16 protein-coding genes are annotated in these 15,788 nt (G+C 71.6%); 8 read left to right on the plus strand and 8 right to left on the minus strand.

Annotated elements, in window-relative coordinates:
* Positions 1-240: 240 nt before the first annotated feature.
* Both GFH29_RS20195 and GFH29_RS20200 read left to right on the plus strand, forming a co-directional pair.
* On the plus strand, positions 241-1,596 hold the full coding sequence (locus GFH29_RS20195; RefSeq protein ID WP_228387652.1) for an MATE family efflux transporter: 1,356 nt from the start codon (positions 241-243) through the stop codon (positions 1,594-1,596).
* A gap of 6 nt (positions 1,597-1,602) precedes the next feature.
* Positions 1,603-2,142, plus strand: a complete 540-nt coding sequence (locus GFH29_RS20200) for a hypothetical protein (protein WP_153325509.1) — start codon at positions 1,603-1,605, stop codon at positions 2,140-2,142.
* 44 nt (positions 2,143-2,186) lie between these two features.
* Here the strand turns inward: GFH29_RS20200 and GFH29_RS20205 are convergent, their stop codons facing one another.
* The 6 genes from GFH29_RS20205 to rpsF form a co-directional block, all read right to left on the minus strand.
* Entirely contained in the window at positions 2,187-3,191 is a 1,005-nt protein-coding gene (locus GFH29_RS20205) for a hypothetical protein (RefSeq protein ID WP_153325510.1), read from the minus strand.
* A complete protein-coding gene (locus tag GFH29_RS20210; protein ID WP_228387653.1) occupies positions 3,188-3,553 on the minus strand; it encodes a PadR family transcriptional regulator in 366 nt (121 codons plus the stop codon). The genes GFH29_RS20205 and GFH29_RS20210 overlap by 4 nt, the downstream gene beginning before the upstream one ends.
* Before the next feature lie 164 nt (positions 3,554-3,717).
* Positions 3,718-4,164, minus strand: a complete 447-nt coding sequence (gene rplI / locus GFH29_RS20215; protein WP_153325511.1) for a 50S ribosomal protein L9 — start codon at positions 4,162-4,164, stop codon at positions 3,718-3,720.
* 14 nt (positions 4,165-4,178) lie between these two features.
* Positions 4,179-4,415 carry a 30S ribosomal protein S18 gene (gene rpsR, locus GFH29_RS20220; protein WP_153325512.1) on the minus strand — a complete coding sequence of 79 codons (237 nt, stop codon included), beginning with the start codon at positions 4,413-4,415 and terminating at the stop codon, positions 4,179-4,181.
* 67 nt (positions 4,416-4,482) lie between these two features.
* Positions 4,483-5,067, minus strand: coding sequence for a single-stranded DNA-binding protein (locus GFH29_RS20225; RefSeq protein WP_153325513.1), 585 nt, complete (start codon positions 5,065-5,067; stop codon positions 4,483-4,485).
* Positions 5,068-5,164: 97 nt separating this feature from the next.
* Positions 5,165-5,455 carry a 30S ribosomal protein S6 gene (gene rpsF, locus GFH29_RS20230; protein WP_153325514.1) on the minus strand — a complete coding sequence of 97 codons (291 nt, stop codon included), beginning with the start codon at positions 5,453-5,455 and terminating at the stop codon, positions 5,165-5,167.
* Positions 5,456-5,737: 282 nt separating this feature from the next.
* Between rpsF and GFH29_RS20235 the strand changes: the two genes are divergently transcribed.
* The 3 genes from GFH29_RS20235 to GFH29_RS20245 are packed head-to-tail and all read left to right on the plus strand — an operon-like array spanning position 5,738 to position 8,815.
* Positions 5,738-6,538, plus strand: a complete 801-nt coding sequence (locus GFH29_RS20235) for a deoxyribonuclease IV (RefSeq protein ID WP_153325515.1) — start codon at positions 5,738-5,740, stop codon at positions 6,536-6,538.
* Between the two features lie 50 nt (positions 6,539-6,588).
* Positions 6,589-7,743 (plus strand): lipid II:glycine glycyltransferase FemX, encoded by a 1,155-nt coding sequence (locus GFH29_RS20240; RefSeq protein WP_153337645.1) that lies wholly within the window; start codon positions 6,589-6,591, stop codon positions 7,741-7,743.
* A 1-nt stretch (position 7,744) separates the two neighbouring features.
* A complete protein-coding gene (locus tag GFH29_RS20245; protein WP_153325516.1) occupies positions 7,745-8,815 on the plus strand; it encodes an alanine racemase in 1,071 nt (356 codons plus the stop codon).
* 20 nt (positions 8,816-8,835) lie between these two features.
* Here GFH29_RS20245 and GFH29_RS20250 read toward each other — a convergent pair whose 3' ends face one another.
* On the minus strand, positions 8,836-10,272 hold the full coding sequence (locus GFH29_RS20250; protein WP_153325517.1) for a glycosyltransferase family 87 protein: 1,437 nt from the start codon (positions 10,270-10,272) through the stop codon (positions 8,836-8,838).
* Between the two features lie 3 nt (positions 10,273-10,275).
* Positions 10,276-12,540: a transglycosylase domain-containing protein gene (locus tag GFH29_RS20255; RefSeq protein WP_228387654.1), complete on the minus strand. Its 2,265-nt coding sequence runs from the start codon at positions 12,538-12,540 to the stop codon at positions 10,276-10,278.
* A 209-nt stretch (positions 12,541-12,749) separates the two neighbouring features.
* Here GFH29_RS20255 and GFH29_RS20260 point away from each other — a divergent pair, with 209 nt between their 5' ends.
* The 3 genes from GFH29_RS20260 (at position 12,750) to GFH29_RS20270 (ending at position 15,718) form a co-directional block, all read left to right on the plus strand.
* Positions 12,750-13,406: a PadR family transcriptional regulator gene (locus GFH29_RS20260; protein ID WP_153325519.1), complete on the plus strand. Its 657-nt coding sequence runs from the start codon at positions 12,750-12,752 to the stop codon at positions 13,404-13,406.
* Positions 13,407-13,423: 17 nt separating this feature from the next.
* Positions 13,424-14,512: an inositol-3-phosphate synthase gene (locus GFH29_RS20265; protein WP_153325520.1), complete on the plus strand. Its 1,089-nt coding sequence runs from the start codon at positions 13,424-13,426 to the stop codon at positions 14,510-14,512.
* Between the two features lie 273 nt (positions 14,513-14,785).
* Positions 14,786-15,718: a DUF559 domain-containing protein gene (locus GFH29_RS20270; protein WP_153325521.1), complete on the plus strand. Its 933-nt coding sequence runs from the start codon at positions 14,786-14,788 to the stop codon at positions 15,716-15,718.
* Positions 15,719-15,788 lie beyond the last annotated feature (70 nt).

A 15,788-nucleotide genomic window follows, 5' to 3' on the forward strand; every position in this document is an offset into this window, starting at 1 on the left:
GGGGAGGGGCCTGTGGATAGAACGGCGCCGAACATCCCGACACAGCGCCTGACCTGCGAAAACGCAGTTCGGCTGGTGTGGAGCAAAAATCGTTGGCAACTGTTTTCGCTGGGGACCGCGACACGCCGATGGGATGTCGACAAAGCCACCCGAGCGGAGGATTTACCAGCGGATCCGCCGAGTTATCCACCGCACAGCGACGATCTGCTGATATGGGCCGGAGGTCCCTACCATCAGCCGGTGAGCACGTCGCCGACCCGCGCCCAGGACCGCGAGATCCTGCGCCTCGCCGTCCCCGCGTTCCTGGCCCTGGTCGCCGAGCCGCTGTTCCTGCTGGCCGACGCCGCGGTCGTCGGTCACCTCGGCACCCGCGAGCTCGCCGGGCTCGGCATCGCCGGCGCCGTGCTGCAGACGGTGGTCGGACTGTGCGTGTTCCTCGCCTACGGCACCACCGCCAGCGTTGCGCGGCTGCTCGGCGCCGGCAACCGGCGCGCCGCGCTGGCCCAGGGCATCGACGGCATCTGGCTGGCCGTGCTCATCGGCTCGGTCGCGACCGTGCTGGGCATGCTCCTCACTCGCCCCCTGGTGTCACTGTTCGGGGCCAGCCCGGGCGTCACCGACAACGCGGCCACCTACCTGCGCCTGGCGTTCCTCGGCACGGTCCCGCTGCTGGTGATGCTGGCCGCCACCGGGGTGCTCCGCGGGCTGCAGGACACCCGCACCCCGCTGTACGTCGCGGTCGGCGGCAACGCGCTCAACGTCGTCCTCAACGTGGTGCTCGTCCACGGCATCGGCTCCTTCGCCGGCATCGGGCTGGCCGGCTCCGCGATCGGCTCGGTCATCGCCCAGGTCGCGTGCGCCGTCGCCCTGGTCGTGGTGGTGGTCCGCGGCGCCCGCCGCGAGGGCGCCTCGCTGCGCCCGCACCCCGCCGGCATCCGGCTCGCGGCGCGGGCCGCCGTGGCCCTGGTGATCCGCACCCTCACCCTGCGCGCCGCGCTGCTCGTCACGACGTACGCCGTGACCGCCGGCGCCGCGCCCGGGGACGACGCGGTGCCGGTGGCCACCCACCAGCTGGCGATGACCCTGTGGACCTTCCTCGCCTTCGTGCTCGACGCCATCGCCATCGCCGCCCAGGCGCTCACCGGCCGTCACCTGGGCGCCGGAGACGTGGCCAGCACCCGGGCGGTGACCCGACGGATGGTGCGGTGGGGGATCTGGTCCGGCGTCGTCACCGGGGTGCTGCTGGCCGCCGCCGGCCCGTTCCTGGGCCCGCTGTTCACCCCCGACCGCGCCGTCCACGAGGCGCTCGTGCCGGTGCTGCTGGTGGCCGCGCTGGCCCAGCCGGTCGCCGGCGTCGTGTTCGTCCTCGACGGGGTGCTGATCGGCGCCGGGGACGGCGCCTACCTCGCGCGCGCCGGCACGGTGGTGCTCCTCGCCTACGCGCCGGTGGTGCTGGTGCTCGCCGCGCTCGGCAGCGCCCTGACCTGGATCTGGGCGGCCTTCGGCGCGGTCTTCATGGGCGCGCGCCTGGTCGTGCTGCTGCACCGGGCCCGCGGGGACGCCTGGCTGGTCACCGGGTCCGCCGCCGTACGCTGAGCAGCCATGAAGCCCCTCCAGGCCGTCGGCTGCGGCCTCCTGCTGATCCTGCTCAACGTCGTCATCGAGGGCTTCGACCTGCTGCCCAACCCGCTCGGCTGGGCGCTGGTGCTCCTCGGCGTCGTCGCGCTGCGTCCTCGCCTGAGCACCGGTACGCCGGTCCTCGTCGCGGCGATCGCGTCCGCAGCGGTGTCGGTGCCCCTGTGGATCCCCGGCGTGGCCGAGGCCGTCTCGGCGGCGGACCCCGCCCTGGGCTGGGCGCTCAGCCTGCCCCAGGTGGTCTTCACGGCACTCTTCTTCCACGCGCTGCAGGAGCTGGCGAGGGCGGCCGGCAACCACGACGCCGCGGGCTGGCTGCAGATCTGCTGGGTCGGCGCGGTCATCGTCGGCGTGCTGCCGGCGGTGCTGCTGCCGCTCGGGGTCGGCGGCCCGCTGCTCGCCCTGGCCGGGGTCTTCTCGTTGCTGGTGGGCCTGCTGCAGGTCGTGCTGTCCTTCGCCTACGCCGACCGCGCGTGGGCCCGTAGCGCGACCTCGGCTCCGCACTGACACCTGCGGCCCTCGCACCCCGCTCGGGCACGACGACGGCGGTCCTACCGCTGGCCCCGTCCGGCTGAGCGACGCAGCCGCCTCCACTCCCGGGTGGCGAGGGCGCCCCACAGCAGGGTCAGGAGCACTGCCGACCAGCTGCTGCCGGGCGGAAGGGCGGTGATCGCGGCGAGAGCAGCCAGCGCCGAATAGAGCCACGCCTTGCGACGCGCCCGGTTGGTCTCGTCCACGGGAAACTGAGACGCATAGTCCTCAGGGCGGCCGAACTCCTCCTGCAGTGTCGAACCGGCCTCGACGGCATGGGCCTGCGCCTCGGCCACGATGGTGTGCACCCGCGACTCGGGCATGTCTGCCCGGAGGCGAAGCACACCGGCCAGCACCTCGAGCCACTCATGGTCGGCACGCGGCGTGCGCCACGTGCGGGGCTCCTGCTCCGGGAGCAGGCGGTCGAGGACCTTGCCGCCCAGCGCACAGGCCAGCACCAGCAGGCCGAGGTGCCACGCACTGGCCTCAGCGGTGGGGTGGTCACGGCCCCACCCGAACAGCAGGGCGAGGCCGAGAGCCCCACCGAGCGCGACGGCCCCACCGACCGCGATCGCGACACCGACAGGACGCCGGGAGAGGGTCTTCTCCCAGGCAGTGAGCGCGGTCATGACCGTCAGCCCACCGACGACCGGGAAGCCGACGAGTCCGAGGAGGTCGTAGTCGAGCTCCCCGCCCCGCTTGATCAGCGCCAGGGCGAGGATGACAGCCCCGAGGCCCGCGGCGACGTACATCCCCATCACGGGGACGTCGCGCCAGCTCGCGCTCGGGTCGGGGGCCACGCAGGGCAGCCCCTGGCTCCGGCGTTCGGCGATCTGCTCCTCCGCCCACTCCCCGGGCGGACCGAAGAGACCAGTGGGGGACTCACCAGTCTGGTCGACCAGGAGGCGCGCGCGCTCGAGCATCTCGTCTCGGACAGGGGCCGCCACGTTCGCCACCGCCAGCCGGAGGCGGGCGCTGTCAAGCCAGTGCTCGACGTCCGCGGACCGCTGATCGGCCTCGTTCATCGCGTCTCCCCCGTGCTGCTCGATCCCGGGTCGTTCTCTGCCATGGCGCACAACGTGTCCGTGAGCTGCCGCCACTGCGCCAGCTCCTCGCCCAGCCGCGCGCGGCCGGCGGCGGTGAGGTGGTACTCCCGCCTCCCGGGTCCACCCACCCCCTCCACCCAGACGGCGTTGACGCTGCCGGCCTCCTCCAACCGGTTGAGGACCGGATAGAGGGATCCGCCCTTCAGCACCCCGAAGCCCAGCGCAGCCAGCCTCTGGGCGATGGCGTATCCGTGCAGGGGTCCGACGGACAGGCTCCCCAGCACGGCTAGGTCGAGGCCGGCCCGGATCCAGGCCATCGGCCAGCGCGGAGTGTCGCTCACGTATCTAAGTATGGCCGATACCTAGATCTCCCCGGATGCAAGGACCATCGACGGACAGGCCGCCACGCAGGCGCGGCATGAGGGCCACCGGGGCACGACAACGGGGCCGCCCTCCCGCGAAGGGAGGACGGCCCCGTTGGGCGCTGCTGAGCCGGAGGCGAGCCTCAGGCGGGGATGACGTTCAGCGACACGGTCGCCGAGACGTCGTCGTGCAGGCGCACGGTGACGGTGTGGGCACCGAGCGACTTGATCGGGTTCTTGACCGCGATCGTGCGCTTGTCGACCTTCTCGTCGGTGGCCGCGGTCAGCGCGTTGGCGATCTCGGTGACGGAGACGGAGCCGAACAGACGGCCACCCTCACCGGCACGGACCTTGACGGGAACCGTCTGGGCCTCGAGCTTGCCCTTGATCTCGGCAGCGTGGCCGAGGTCGCGGACGGCGCGCGAGGAGCGGGCGGCCTTGATGGACTCCACGGTCTTCTCAGCACCGCGGGTCCAGCGGATCGCGACGCCGCGCGGGACGAGGTAGTTGCGGCCGTAGCCGTCCTTCACCTCGACGACGTCGCCGGGGCCACCGAGGCCCGTGACTTCCTGGGTCAGGATGAGCTTCATCTTCCCTGATCCTCTCAGCGACCGGTGGACGTGTAGGGCAGGAGTGCAACCTCGCGCGCGTTCTTGACCGCGGTGGCCACGTCACGCTGGTGCTGGACGCAGTTGCCGGTCACGCGACGGGCGCGGATCTTGCCGCGGTCCGAGATGAACTTGCGGAGGAGCGTGGCGTCCTTGTAGTCGACGCCGGTCGCCTTCTCCTTGCAGAACTGGCAAACCTTCTTCTTGGGCTTGCGAATCACTGCCTTGGCCATTGTGGTGCTTCCTTTCTAGAAGCCCGGCTGACGCCGGAATGGTTGAGGGGTGTTCAGGTGGGGTTGATCAGAACGGAGGCTCGTCGGAGCCCACGCCGGGGGCGCCCCACGGGTCGTTGGCAGGAGCGCCACCGCCCGACGGACCGCCACCCTGGGGGCCAGGAGTGGCCCACGGGTCGTTGCCGGCCGCGGCAGGCTGCGGACGGGACTGCTGCTGGCCGCCACCGGAGTAGCCGCCACCCCCGCCGCCACCGGAGTAGCCGCCGCCGCCACCGCCGCCGCCCGAGCGGGAGGCCCGGGTGACCTTGGCCGTGGCGAACGCGAGCGCGGGGCCGACCTCGTCGACCTCGAGCTCCATCACGGTGCGCTTCTCGCCCTCGCGGGTCTCATAGGAGCGCTGCTTCAGGCGACCCTGCACGATCACGCGCATGCCGCGCTGAAGCGACTCGGCGACGTTCTCCGCGGCCTGACGCCACACCGAGCAGGAGAGGAACAGCGCTTCGCCGTCCTTCCACTCGTTGGTCTGACGGTCGAAGGTGCGCGGCGTCGAGGCGATCCGGAAGTTGGCCACGGCCGCACCCGAGGGGGTGAAGCGCAGCTCCGGGTCGTCGACGAGGTTGCCGACCACGGTGATGACGGTCTCGCCTGCCATGAGGTCTCCCTAGCTGTCGAACTGATCGGATGTCTCGCGGTCGGCACCATCGTGACCGGTGGCGCCGACATGCGGACGGGGATCATCCACAAGACGCTCAGTGAGCGTCGGGGCGGATGACCTTCGTGCGCAGGATGGACTCGTTGAGGGTGAGCTGGCGGTCGAACTCCTTGACCGTGGCCGGCTCGGCCTTCAGCGTGACGATGGCGTAGATGCCCTCGGCGTTCTTCTTGACCTCGTACGCCAGACGGCGACGGCCCCACACGTCCACGCTCTCGACGGTGCCACCGTCGTTGCGAATGACGTTGAGGTACTTGTCGAGGGACGGCTCGATGGTCCGCTCTTCAAGGCTGGGGTCGAGGATGACCATCACTTCGTAATCACGCATAGCGGTCTCCACCTCCTCTGGACTCGGCGGCCACGGTCTCTCCGTGGCAGGAGGGCTTTGCGTTCCCCGCACGGGTGCGGGGGCCCGGTAGCGCACCAGAACCCGTCGGTGGGCAGGGCGCAGCGGACACGACAGGCTAGCAGCGCGGCGTACGGCGGTCCCAATCCTGTGGACGAGGCCCAGCACCGGTCCGGACCTGCAGCGACAGCACCTGCCGTGCGCCCTCGCGGGCGCCGCCCGGCCGGCCCCGGGGCTGTCGGCGCGGCTCCCTACGATGGGGCGATGCAGATCGGAGCCCACGTCGACCAGGCCGACCCCGTCGGGGAGGCCCAGGCCCGCCAGGCGCCCCTGGTGCAGTTCTTCCTCGGCAGCCCGCAGAGCTTCAAGGGGCCCGTGTTCGAGCACCCGGGCGGCGCGGAGGGACTGCGCGCCGAGGCCGAGGCCGCCGGCGTCGACCTCTACGTCCACGCGCCGTACATCATCAACGTCGCGACCACCAACAACCGCGTCCGCATCCCCAGCCGCAAGCTGCTCCAGCAGCACGTCGACGCCGCGGCCTCGATCGGCGCCAAGGGGCTGATCGTCCACGGCGGCCACGTCGACAAGGCCGGGGACGACCCGGAGCTGCTGGCGAAGGGCTTCGACAACTGGCGCAAGGCGATCGAGGCGACCGACCTCAAGGTCCCGCTGCTGATCGAGAACACCGCCGGCGGCGAGCACGCGATGACCCGCCACCTCGACCGGATCGCCCGGGTCTGGGAGGCGATCTCCACCGCCGAGCAGGCCGACCGGGTCGGCTTCTGCCTGGACACCTGCCACGCCCACGCCGGTGGCAACGCCCTGGAGACCGTGGTCGCCGACGTGCGCGCGATCACCGGGCGCATCGACCTGGTGCACGCCAACGACAGCCGCGACGACTTCGGCTCCGGCGCCGACCGGCACGCCAACTTCGGGGCCGGCCGCATCGACCCCGAGCTGCTGGCCGCCGTGATCCGCGAGGCCGCGGCGCCGGTGGTCTGCGAGACCCCCGGCCCGGTCGACGCCCACCTCGCCGACTTCGCCTGGCTGCGTGAGCGCCTGTGAGTGCCGCGACCCCGGCCGCCGGGCTCGCCACCGGTAGCCTCGGCGCAGTGCTGACCGTGCGCGAGATCCCCGAGTCCGACCATCTGGCGTTCCTGCGTGCGCAGGCCTCCGCGTCGTTCCTGCAGACCCCGGCCTGGGGCCGGGTGAAGTCGGAGTGGCGCCGCGAGTCGCTGGGCTGGTTCGACGGCGACCGGCTGGTCGGGGCGGGCCTGGTGCTCTACCGCCAGCTGCCCAAGGTCCGCCGCTACCTCGCCTACCTGCCCGAGGGCCCGGTCATCGACTGGGCCGCCGACGACCTCGCCTCCTGGCTGGCGCCGATGACCGCCCACCTCAAGCGCCGCGGCGCCTTCGGGGTGCGGATGGGCCCGCCGGTCGTCCTACGACGCTGGAGCGCCGCGCAGGTCAAGGAGGGCATCGCCGACCCGACCGTGCGCCGCCTCGACGACATCGTGCCGCTCGAGCGCGACGGCACCGGCGCCCGCGTGGTCTCCCAGCTCGACCAGCTCGGCTGGCGCCAGCAGGTCGCCGAGGGCGGCTTCGCCGCGGGTCAGCCGCAGTACGTCTTCCAGGTCCCGCTGGTCGAGGCCGACGGCGCCCCCCGCAGCGAGGAGTCCGTGCTCGCCGGGATGAACCAGCTGTGGCGCCGCAACATCAAGAAGGCGGCCAAGGCCGGGGTCGAGGTCACCACGGTGGCCGCCGGCGCCCCGGCCCGCGAGGGCAGCCCGCTGACCGCGCTGGAGGCCTTCCACGCCCTCTACGTCCACACCGCGCAGCGCGACCACTTCACCCCGCGTCCGCTGGCGTACTTCCGCACCATGGCCGAGGCGTTGGAATCCGAGGACCCCGACCGGTTCCGCCTGCACCTGGCCCACCACGAGGGCGACCTGGTCGCGGCCACCATCGCGATCCGCGTCGGCACCCACGCGTGGTACTCCTACGGCGCCTCCTCCACCGACAAGCGCGAGGTCCGCGGCTCCAACGCCGTGCAGTGGGCGATGATCCGCGACGCCCTCGCCGCCGGCGCGACCGTCTACGACCTGCGCGGCATCACCGACACCCTGGACGCCGAGGACTCCCACGTCGGGCTGATCCAGTTCAAGGTCGGCACCGGCGGGCAGGCCGTCGAGTACGCCGGGGAGTGGGACCTCCCGCTCAACCGGCCGCTCTACGCCGCCTTCGACCTCTACATGAAGCGACGGGGCTGAGATGAGCCTGACCCTCGACGTCGACGGGCCGCGCTGGCGCGCCCACCTTCGCGCGGTCGCCGCCGCCCACCCCGGGCTGGTCCCGGTCGCCAAGGGCAACGGCTACGGCTTCACCCTCGGCCGGCTGGCGCGCAAGGCGCAGTGGCTGGCCGACCAGGGCTACGGCGTGGACACCCTCGCGGTCGGCACCTACGACGAGCTCGAGCACGTCGCGCACCGCTTCGGCGGCTCGCTGCTGGTGCTCACCCCGTGGCGCCCCTTCGGCGTCGCCCTCCAGATCGACCCGGCGCTGGCCGACCGTGTGGTGCACACCCTCGGGCGTCCCGAGGACGTCGCCGACCTGCTCGCCCGCCAGCCCGACGCCCGCTTCGTGCTCGAGCGGATGACCAGCATGCAGCGCCACGGGCTCAGCGCCCGCGAGCTGTGGGCGGTGGCCGAGCAGCTGCGCGCCCACCCGCGGGCGCGCCTGGAGGGCGTCGCGCTGCACCTGCCGCTCGCCCAGGGCTCCCACCTCTCCGAGGTCCAGCGGCTGCTCAACGACGTGGTCGCCGCCGAGCTGCCGACCCGCACCCTGTGGGTCAGCCACCTCACCGACGACGAGCTCGCCCAGCTCGCCACGTCGTACGCCGACTACGCCGTGCGCCCGCGCATCGGCACCGGGCTCTGGCTCGGCGACCGCGGCGCGCTGCGGGTCACCTCCACCGTGCTCGACGTGCACCCGGTCGAGCGTGGCGACTCCTTCGGCTACCGCGGCCGCACCGCGCCCAAGTCCGGGCACCTGCTCGTCGTCAGCGGCGGCACCGCCCACGGCATCGGCCTCGAGGCGCCCACCGGGGACTCCTCGATCAAGGCGCGCGCGGCCACCCTGGCCCGCGGCGGCCTCGACGCGGTCGGCTTCGTGCGCTCGCCGTTCGCCATCGACGGCAAGCAGCGGCTGTTCGCCGAGCCGCCCCACATGCAGGCCTCGATGCTGTTCCTGCCGTCCGGCGCGCACGTGCCCGAGATCGGCGACGAGATCGACGTGCGGGTGCGGTTCACGACCACCGCCTTCGACCAAGTCGTGGTCAGCTGAGCGTGGTCAGCTGAGCGTCGTCAGCTGAGCAGGGCGGGCGCCGGTGGGGGTGGAGCCGGCGCGCCGCCGCCGGTGGCCCGCACCGGGTCGTGCTGGGGGCGCAGCACGTCGCGCACCACGAGGGCGACGAGGTACAGCTCGCCGGCGATGCGCAGCACGATCGCCAGCCAGTAGAACCCCGGGTCGTCCCCGCCGCCGGGCGCGAGCCAGCCGGCGAGATACCACCACACCGCGGCGAAGTAGAACAGCTCGCTGAGCTGCCAGACCGCCTGGTCGCGCAGCCGCGGCCGCGCGAGCACCGCCAGCGGCAGCAGCCACAGCACGTACTGCGGCGAGTAGACCTTGTTGACCAACAAGAACCCCGCCACGATCAGGAAACCGAGCTGCGCGAAGCGCGGCGTCTCGGGGGCCAGCACGCCGATCACGAACACCCCGACGCACCAGGCGCCGAAGAGCAGCCAGGACCACAGGTTGATGGTCTCCGGCTCGATCGTGCGGTCGGTCCACTGCGCAGCCACGAGCCAGGCCGAGCCCAGGTCGGGGCCGCGCTCGGAGTTGAAGGACCAGAACACCCGCCACTCCTCCGGCCCCGAGAGGTACGCCGGGAGGTTGGCGAGCACCCACGCCAGGGCCGCCGCGGCGGCGGCGCGCACAAAGTCGAGCATCCGGCGATCGCACAGGCAGATCACCAGGATCGCGCCGAGCAGGAACAGCGGGTAGAGCTTGGTGGCCACCCCCAGCCCGATCAGCACGCCGGTCAGCACCGGCTTGTCGCGGGCCCAGGCCCACAGCGCGGCGGCGACCAGCACGACCGCGAGCAGGTCCCAGTTGACCAGGCCAGTCACCAGCAGCGCGGGCGAGACCGCGAACAGCGCGGCGTCCCAGGGCCGGCGGCGGTTGACCCCGGCCAGGAACCACACCGCGAGCATGGCCGCCAGGGCGAAGGCGAGCGCGCTCAGTGCCAGGAACACCGTGATCTCGCGCTGCACGCGATCCTCCCCCCAGAACTCGTCAGTGGGACGGTCCGCCCGCTCGGCGGCGTCCGCGCCGGTCAGCGCGTGGGTCACCTTGGCGGTGGCGTAGGCGAAGTAGGAGATCCCGACGGGGTACTCCATCACCTCGTAGCGCTCGCGCACCTCGGCGCCGTCGTCGTAGGGCCAGGCCGCCTCGACGAAGCCCCGCCCGGTGTAGAGGTAGGGCAGGTCGGAGTAGCACATGTAGGTCCCGCGGACGTCCTGCGAGCTCCACTCGTCGGCGACGCAGGGGGCCTTCTGCACCATCCCGAGCGCCATGGTGAGCGCGACCAGCGCGAGCAGCACCCGCACCGGTGTCCACCACGGGTGCCGGCCGGCGCGCCGCCCGAGCGGTCCGCCCACACCCGCGCTGAGCGCGCCGATCGCCGGGTCGTCCCGGGTCGGGTCGGCGTACGGGTCGGACCCGCTCGGCGCGCTCGACATGGCCTAGCCGCGCTCGGGGTCGGGGCCGCGGGTGGGGCCACCGCCCGCGGGGGTGATCGTCGGAGCCGGCGCGGTCGGCGTCGGCGTCGGCGTCGGCGTCGGCTCCGGCTCCTCGGTCGGCTCCGGCTCCTGGGTCGGCGTCGGCTCGGCCGTCGGGGTCGGCTCCGTCGTCGGCTCCAGGGTGGGCTCCGGCTCCGGCTCCTTGGTCGGGCGCGGCTCCTTGGTCGGGCGCGGCTCGCTCGACGGGCTCGGCGGCGGGACGTACGGCGCGTGGCCCGACGACGGCGCGTCGCCGTCGAGGTACGCCGGTTCGGCCAGCTCCTCGACCTCGAGGCCGTCGTGCAGGAGCACCATCAGCTGGGCCCACGTGTCGGCGGGGTAGTCGCCGCCGTAGAAGGAGGGCAGCCATCCGTCGAGCGGCTCGTTGCCCTTGCCGCGGGTGTAGACGACGGCGCTGGAGTACTGCGGGGTGAAGCCGACGAACCAGGAGGAGACCACGTCGTCGAGACCGTTGGTCGAGGTGCCGGTCTTGCCCGCGCTGGGGCGACCGAGCACCGCGCCCGCGTCGGAGCCGGAGCCGCCGGAGGCGGTCACCTGCTGCAGCGCGTAGGAGACGTCGGCGGCGATGTCCTCGTCGAGGGCGCGCTTGGTCTTCACCTTGTGGTCGTAGAGGACCTCGCCGTCGGCGGCCTCCACGGACTCGATCAGGTAGGTCTCCGCGGCCACGCCACCGTTGGCGATCGTGGCGTAGGCGCCCGCCATGTTGATCGGGCTCACCGTCGCGCTGCCCAGCGAGACACCGAGCTCGGGCTTGAGGCCCGGGGAGGAGCTGGGGAAGCCGGGCGCCTTCGCGCCCTTCGCCTCCGCCGGGGGCAGCCCCATCGCGGTGGCGACCTCGATGATCTTCTCGGGGCCGTCGTCCATGGCGTCGGTCATGTCGATGAACGCGGTGTTGATCGAGCTGGCGGTGGCCTGGAGCATGTTGACCGCCGAGCCGTAGTCCGTGTCGCCCTGGTTGCCGAACGCCGTGTCACCGATCTCGATCGGGCTGTTGCCCTCGAAGGTGTCCTTGAGCGAGAAGCCCTGCTTGATCGCGGCCGCGAGCGCGAAGGCCTTCATCGTCGAGCCGGCCTGGCCGCCGGAGACCGCCCAGTTGATCTGGGAGTCCAGGTAGTCCTGGCCGCCGTAGAACCCGCGCAGCGCGCCGGTCCCGGGCTCGACGGTCGCCACGCCGACGTGCAGCTGCTCGTCGCCGAAGCCCTCGGGCTTGGCCTCGGTCACCGCCTCCTCGGCGGCGCGCATCGCCGGCTGCTGGAGGGTGGTGGTGACCCGCAGGCCCTGGCCGTCGATCTCCTCCTCGGTGAAGCCGAGGCGCTGGAGCTCCTTCTTGATCATCGAGAGCATGTGGCCGCGCTGGCCGCCGTAGGTGCTCTCGGCCTCGACCTTCGGGAACTTCGGCAGCTTCTTCGCGGCCTTCTCGGCCTCCTCGGGCTCGATCGCGCCCATCTCGGCCATGCCGTTCAGGACCCGCTCGTAGCCGGCCTTGAGCGAGCGCCGCGCGTCCTCACCGTTGGCGGGGTCGTAGCGGCTGGGGTTGTTCAGCACCCGGGCCAGGACCGCCGACTCGCGGAGGTTCAGCTCGGCGGCGGGCTTGTCGAAGTACGCCTGGGCGGCCGCCTGGACGCCGTACGCGCCGCGGCCGAAGTAGATGGTGTTGAGGTAGCCCTCGAGGATCTCCTGCTTGCTCTGCTGGCGCTGCAGCTTGAGCGAGAGGACCGCCTCCTTGATCTTGCGGGTGTAGGTCCGCTCGGAGGTGAGGTAGAGGATCTTCACGTACTGCTGGGTGATCGTCGACGCGCCCTGGTGAGAGTTGCCCGAGGCGTTGCTGAACGCCGCGCGCACGATGCCGCGCGGGTCGATGCCGCTGTCGCTCCAGAAGGTGCGGTTCTCCGCGGCGACGACGGCGTCCTGCAGGTGCTGGGGCATCTCGTCGAGCGGGATCGAGTCGCGGTTCTGGGTCGCGAACTTGCCCAGCTCGGTGGAGCCGTCGGCGTAGTAGATGAACGAGGTCTCGGTCTGGAAGTCCTCGTTGGGGTTCGGGATGTCGATCGACCGGTAGAGGACCACGAACACCGCGACGAGAGCCAGCAGTCCCACGAAGGCGGCCAGCGAGGCCCACTTCACGACACGCAGCACCTTCTGCTTGCGCGTCCGCGGGGGCTTGCCGGGCTTCGCCGGCGGGTTGCTCGTCTTCGGCGACTTGGTCACGGGCGGACCCGCGGCCCTGCGCTTTCCACTCAAGCTCGGCTCTTTCGTTGCGGCGCCCGGTCCGCTCGGTCACGGGCAACCGAGGAGCAGACCGGGCGTAGGTGGTCGGTTCCAATCGACCAGGGTACGCATCACGAGGTATGGGTGCGCGCCGCGCGACGAACCTCTCACGATTCCCGTCTGGCGGATATATCGCTACGATAGGTCGCATGGCACGTCGTGGAGAGACCATCGAGCTGGCAGTCCTCGGACTGCTGCACGAGGGACCCATGCACGGCTACGAGCTGCGCAAGCGGCTCAACCTGATGCTCGGGTGGGGGCGGGTGCTCTCCTACGGCTCGCTCTACCCGGCGCTGAAGAAGATGCTGCGCAGCAACCTCATCGAGGAGGCCAGCACCACCGTCACCCCGGTCTCGCGGCGTCCGCGCATCGTCTACCAGGTCACCGCCGCCGGCACGGCCGAGTTCGAGCGACTCATGTCCGAGGTCGGCCCGGCCGCCTGGGAGGACGACAACTTCGACATCCGCTTCGCCTTCTTCTCCTCCACCGACATGGAGATCAGGCTCCGGGTGCTCGAAGGTCGGCGCATCCGGCTCCAGGAGCGGCTCGACCGCGTCCAGAGCCAGCTGTCGCTGACCGAGAAGGAGGTCGACCGGTACGCCGCCGAGCTCCAGCGCCACGGCGTCGAGTCGGTCGAGCGTGAGGTCCGGTGGCTCTCCGACCTCATCAACGCCGAGCGCAGCGCCGGCAGTCCCCCGGGGCCCGCCCCGGGCACCGCGTACGGCGACCCCGCCGCGCCACCCGACGTGTCCCCGGACGGCCTCGCGGCCGCCGACCACCACCAGCAGCGATCCCCGCAGCAGTGACAAGAGAGGAATCCCCCATGGGTTCGGTTCGAGTAGCAATCGTGGGGGTCGGCAACTGCGCGACCTCCCTGATCCAGGGCGTCGAGTACTACAAGGACGCTGACCCCTCGGGGGCGGTCCCTGGCCTGATGCACGTCGCCTTCGGCGAGTACCACGTCAAGGACGTCGAGTTCGTCGCCGCCTTCGACGTCGACGACAAGAAGGTCGGCAAGGACCTGTCCGAGGCGATCAACGCCTCGGAGAACAACACCATCAAGATCTGCGACGTCCCGACCCTCGGCGTCGAGGTCGAGCGCGGCCACACCCTCGACGGCCTCGGCAAGTACTACCGCCAGACCATCGAGGAGTCCTCCGCCGAGCCGGTCGACATCGTCTCGATCCTCAAGGACCGCCAGGTCGACGTCCTCGTCTCCTACCTCCCGGTGGGCTCCGAGGCGGCCGACAAGTTCTACGCCCAGTGCGCGATCGACGCCGGCGTGGCCTTCGTCAACGCCCTGCCCGTCTTCATCGCCTCCGACCCCGTGTGGGCCAAGAAGTTCGAGGACGCCGGCGTCCCGATCATCGGCGACGACATCAAGTCGCAGGTCGGAGCCACCATCACCCACCGCGTGATGGCCCGCCTCTTCGAGGAGCGCGGCGTGGTCCTGGACCGCACCTACCAGCTCAACGTCGGCGGCAACATGGACTTCAAGAACATGCTCGAGCGCGAGCGCCTGGAGTCCAAGAAGATCTCCAAGACCCAGGCCGTGACCTCCAACCTGAGCGGCCCGCTCGGTGGCGCCACCGCCGACGACCGCAACGTCCACATCGGCCCCTCGGACTACGTGGCGTGGCTCGACGACCGCAAGTGGGCCTACGTCCGCCTCGAGGGTCGCGCCTTCGGCGACGTCCCGCTGAACCTCGAGTACAAGCTCGAGGTCTGGGACTCCCCGAACTCCGCCGGCATCATCATCGACGCGATCCGCGCCGCGAAGATCGCCAAGGACCGCGGCATCGGCGGCCCGATCATCTCGGCCTCGTCGTACCTCATGAAGTCCCCGCCGGTGCAGCTGCCCGACGACGAGGGCCGCCGCCGCGTGGAGGCCTTCATCCGCGGCGAGGAGTGACTCTCCCCGCACGCTGAGTCCTGCTGATGCGGTGCCGACGGCCCGCCCGGAGCGATCCGGGCGGGCCGTCGGCGTACGTGGGTGGTTGGTTGCGCATTTCCGCGCAATTGCGCGGATTAGTACCTGTTTGCGGCGCCGGCGGGTGCTTTTCCCAGCAATTGCGCTGGAACACACCCCGCCACACCAGCGGCCGGATGTCACCACCCGCCCGGCCGCTCCTGCCCCTGTGGATGCAGCGCGCAGCGGGCGCCGTACCGATGCCAGCATCGCGGCATGAAGGCGGAGCGGCTCAACACGAAGCGCCCGTTCACGCGCGCCGACGCCGTCGCCGCCGGGATCAGCCCCCGCCGCTTGGGCGGGTCGCGGTTCCGGCGCATCTTCCGCACCGTCTACATCTCGGCGTCGGTGCGGGAGACCCGCTCCGAACGTGTCCACGCCGCGTTGATGGTGCACCCCGAGGGCGCCTGGATCAGCCACCTGACGGCGGCAGCCTGGTGCGGCGTCGCGGTCCCGGACACCGCCACCGTGCACGTCAGCGTCTTTCGCGCCGAGGACCGACGGTGGCAGCCCGGCCTGAAGCCGCACGTCGCTCCGCCGCACACGAAGGTCGAGGTACGTCGCGGGGTGCGGGTCTCCTCGCCGGTCCGAATGTTCGTCGAGCTGGCCTCGATGCTCGACCTCGTCGACCTGGTGGTCGCCGGGGACAGCCTGGTGCGCGTGCTCGGCCTGACCGCCGACGAGCTGCGGACCGGGCTCAAGAACACGCGTGACTACTGGTCCCCGACCGCGAGGTACGCCGCGCGCTTCGTCCGCGACGCCGTCGATTCGCCGATGGAGAGCCGGTTGCGGATGCTGATCGTGCTTGCGGGCCTTCCCGAACCGACGATCAACCACATCCTGCGCACCGCGGACGGCGAGATGGTCGCCCGCTTCGACCTCAGCTATCCGTCACTGCGGATCGTGGTGGAGTACGACGGGCGACAGCACGTCGAGATCATCGCGAACTGGGACAGCGACGAGGAGCGGCGCGAGATGCTCGACAACGCCGAGTGGCGGATCTTGAAGGTCCGGGCGCGCGGCATCTACACCGAGCCCGAGCGGACCGTCGAACGCATCTGGCGGCTGCTGCGCCAGCGCGGTGCCCCGGTACCGGTGCCGGGTGAGGAGTGGCGGGTCCACTTCCCCGGCCGGCGGCCCGTGGGCTGAGGGCGCGGATCGCCCGGGACTCCGGTCATTTCGGCGCAATTGCTGGGAAAAGCACCTGCCGCGGCGCAAA

Source organism: Nocardioides sp. dk884, assembly GCF_009557055.1.
Lineage (GTDB): Bacteria > Actinomycetota > Actinomycetes > Propionibacteriales > Nocardioidaceae > Nocardioides.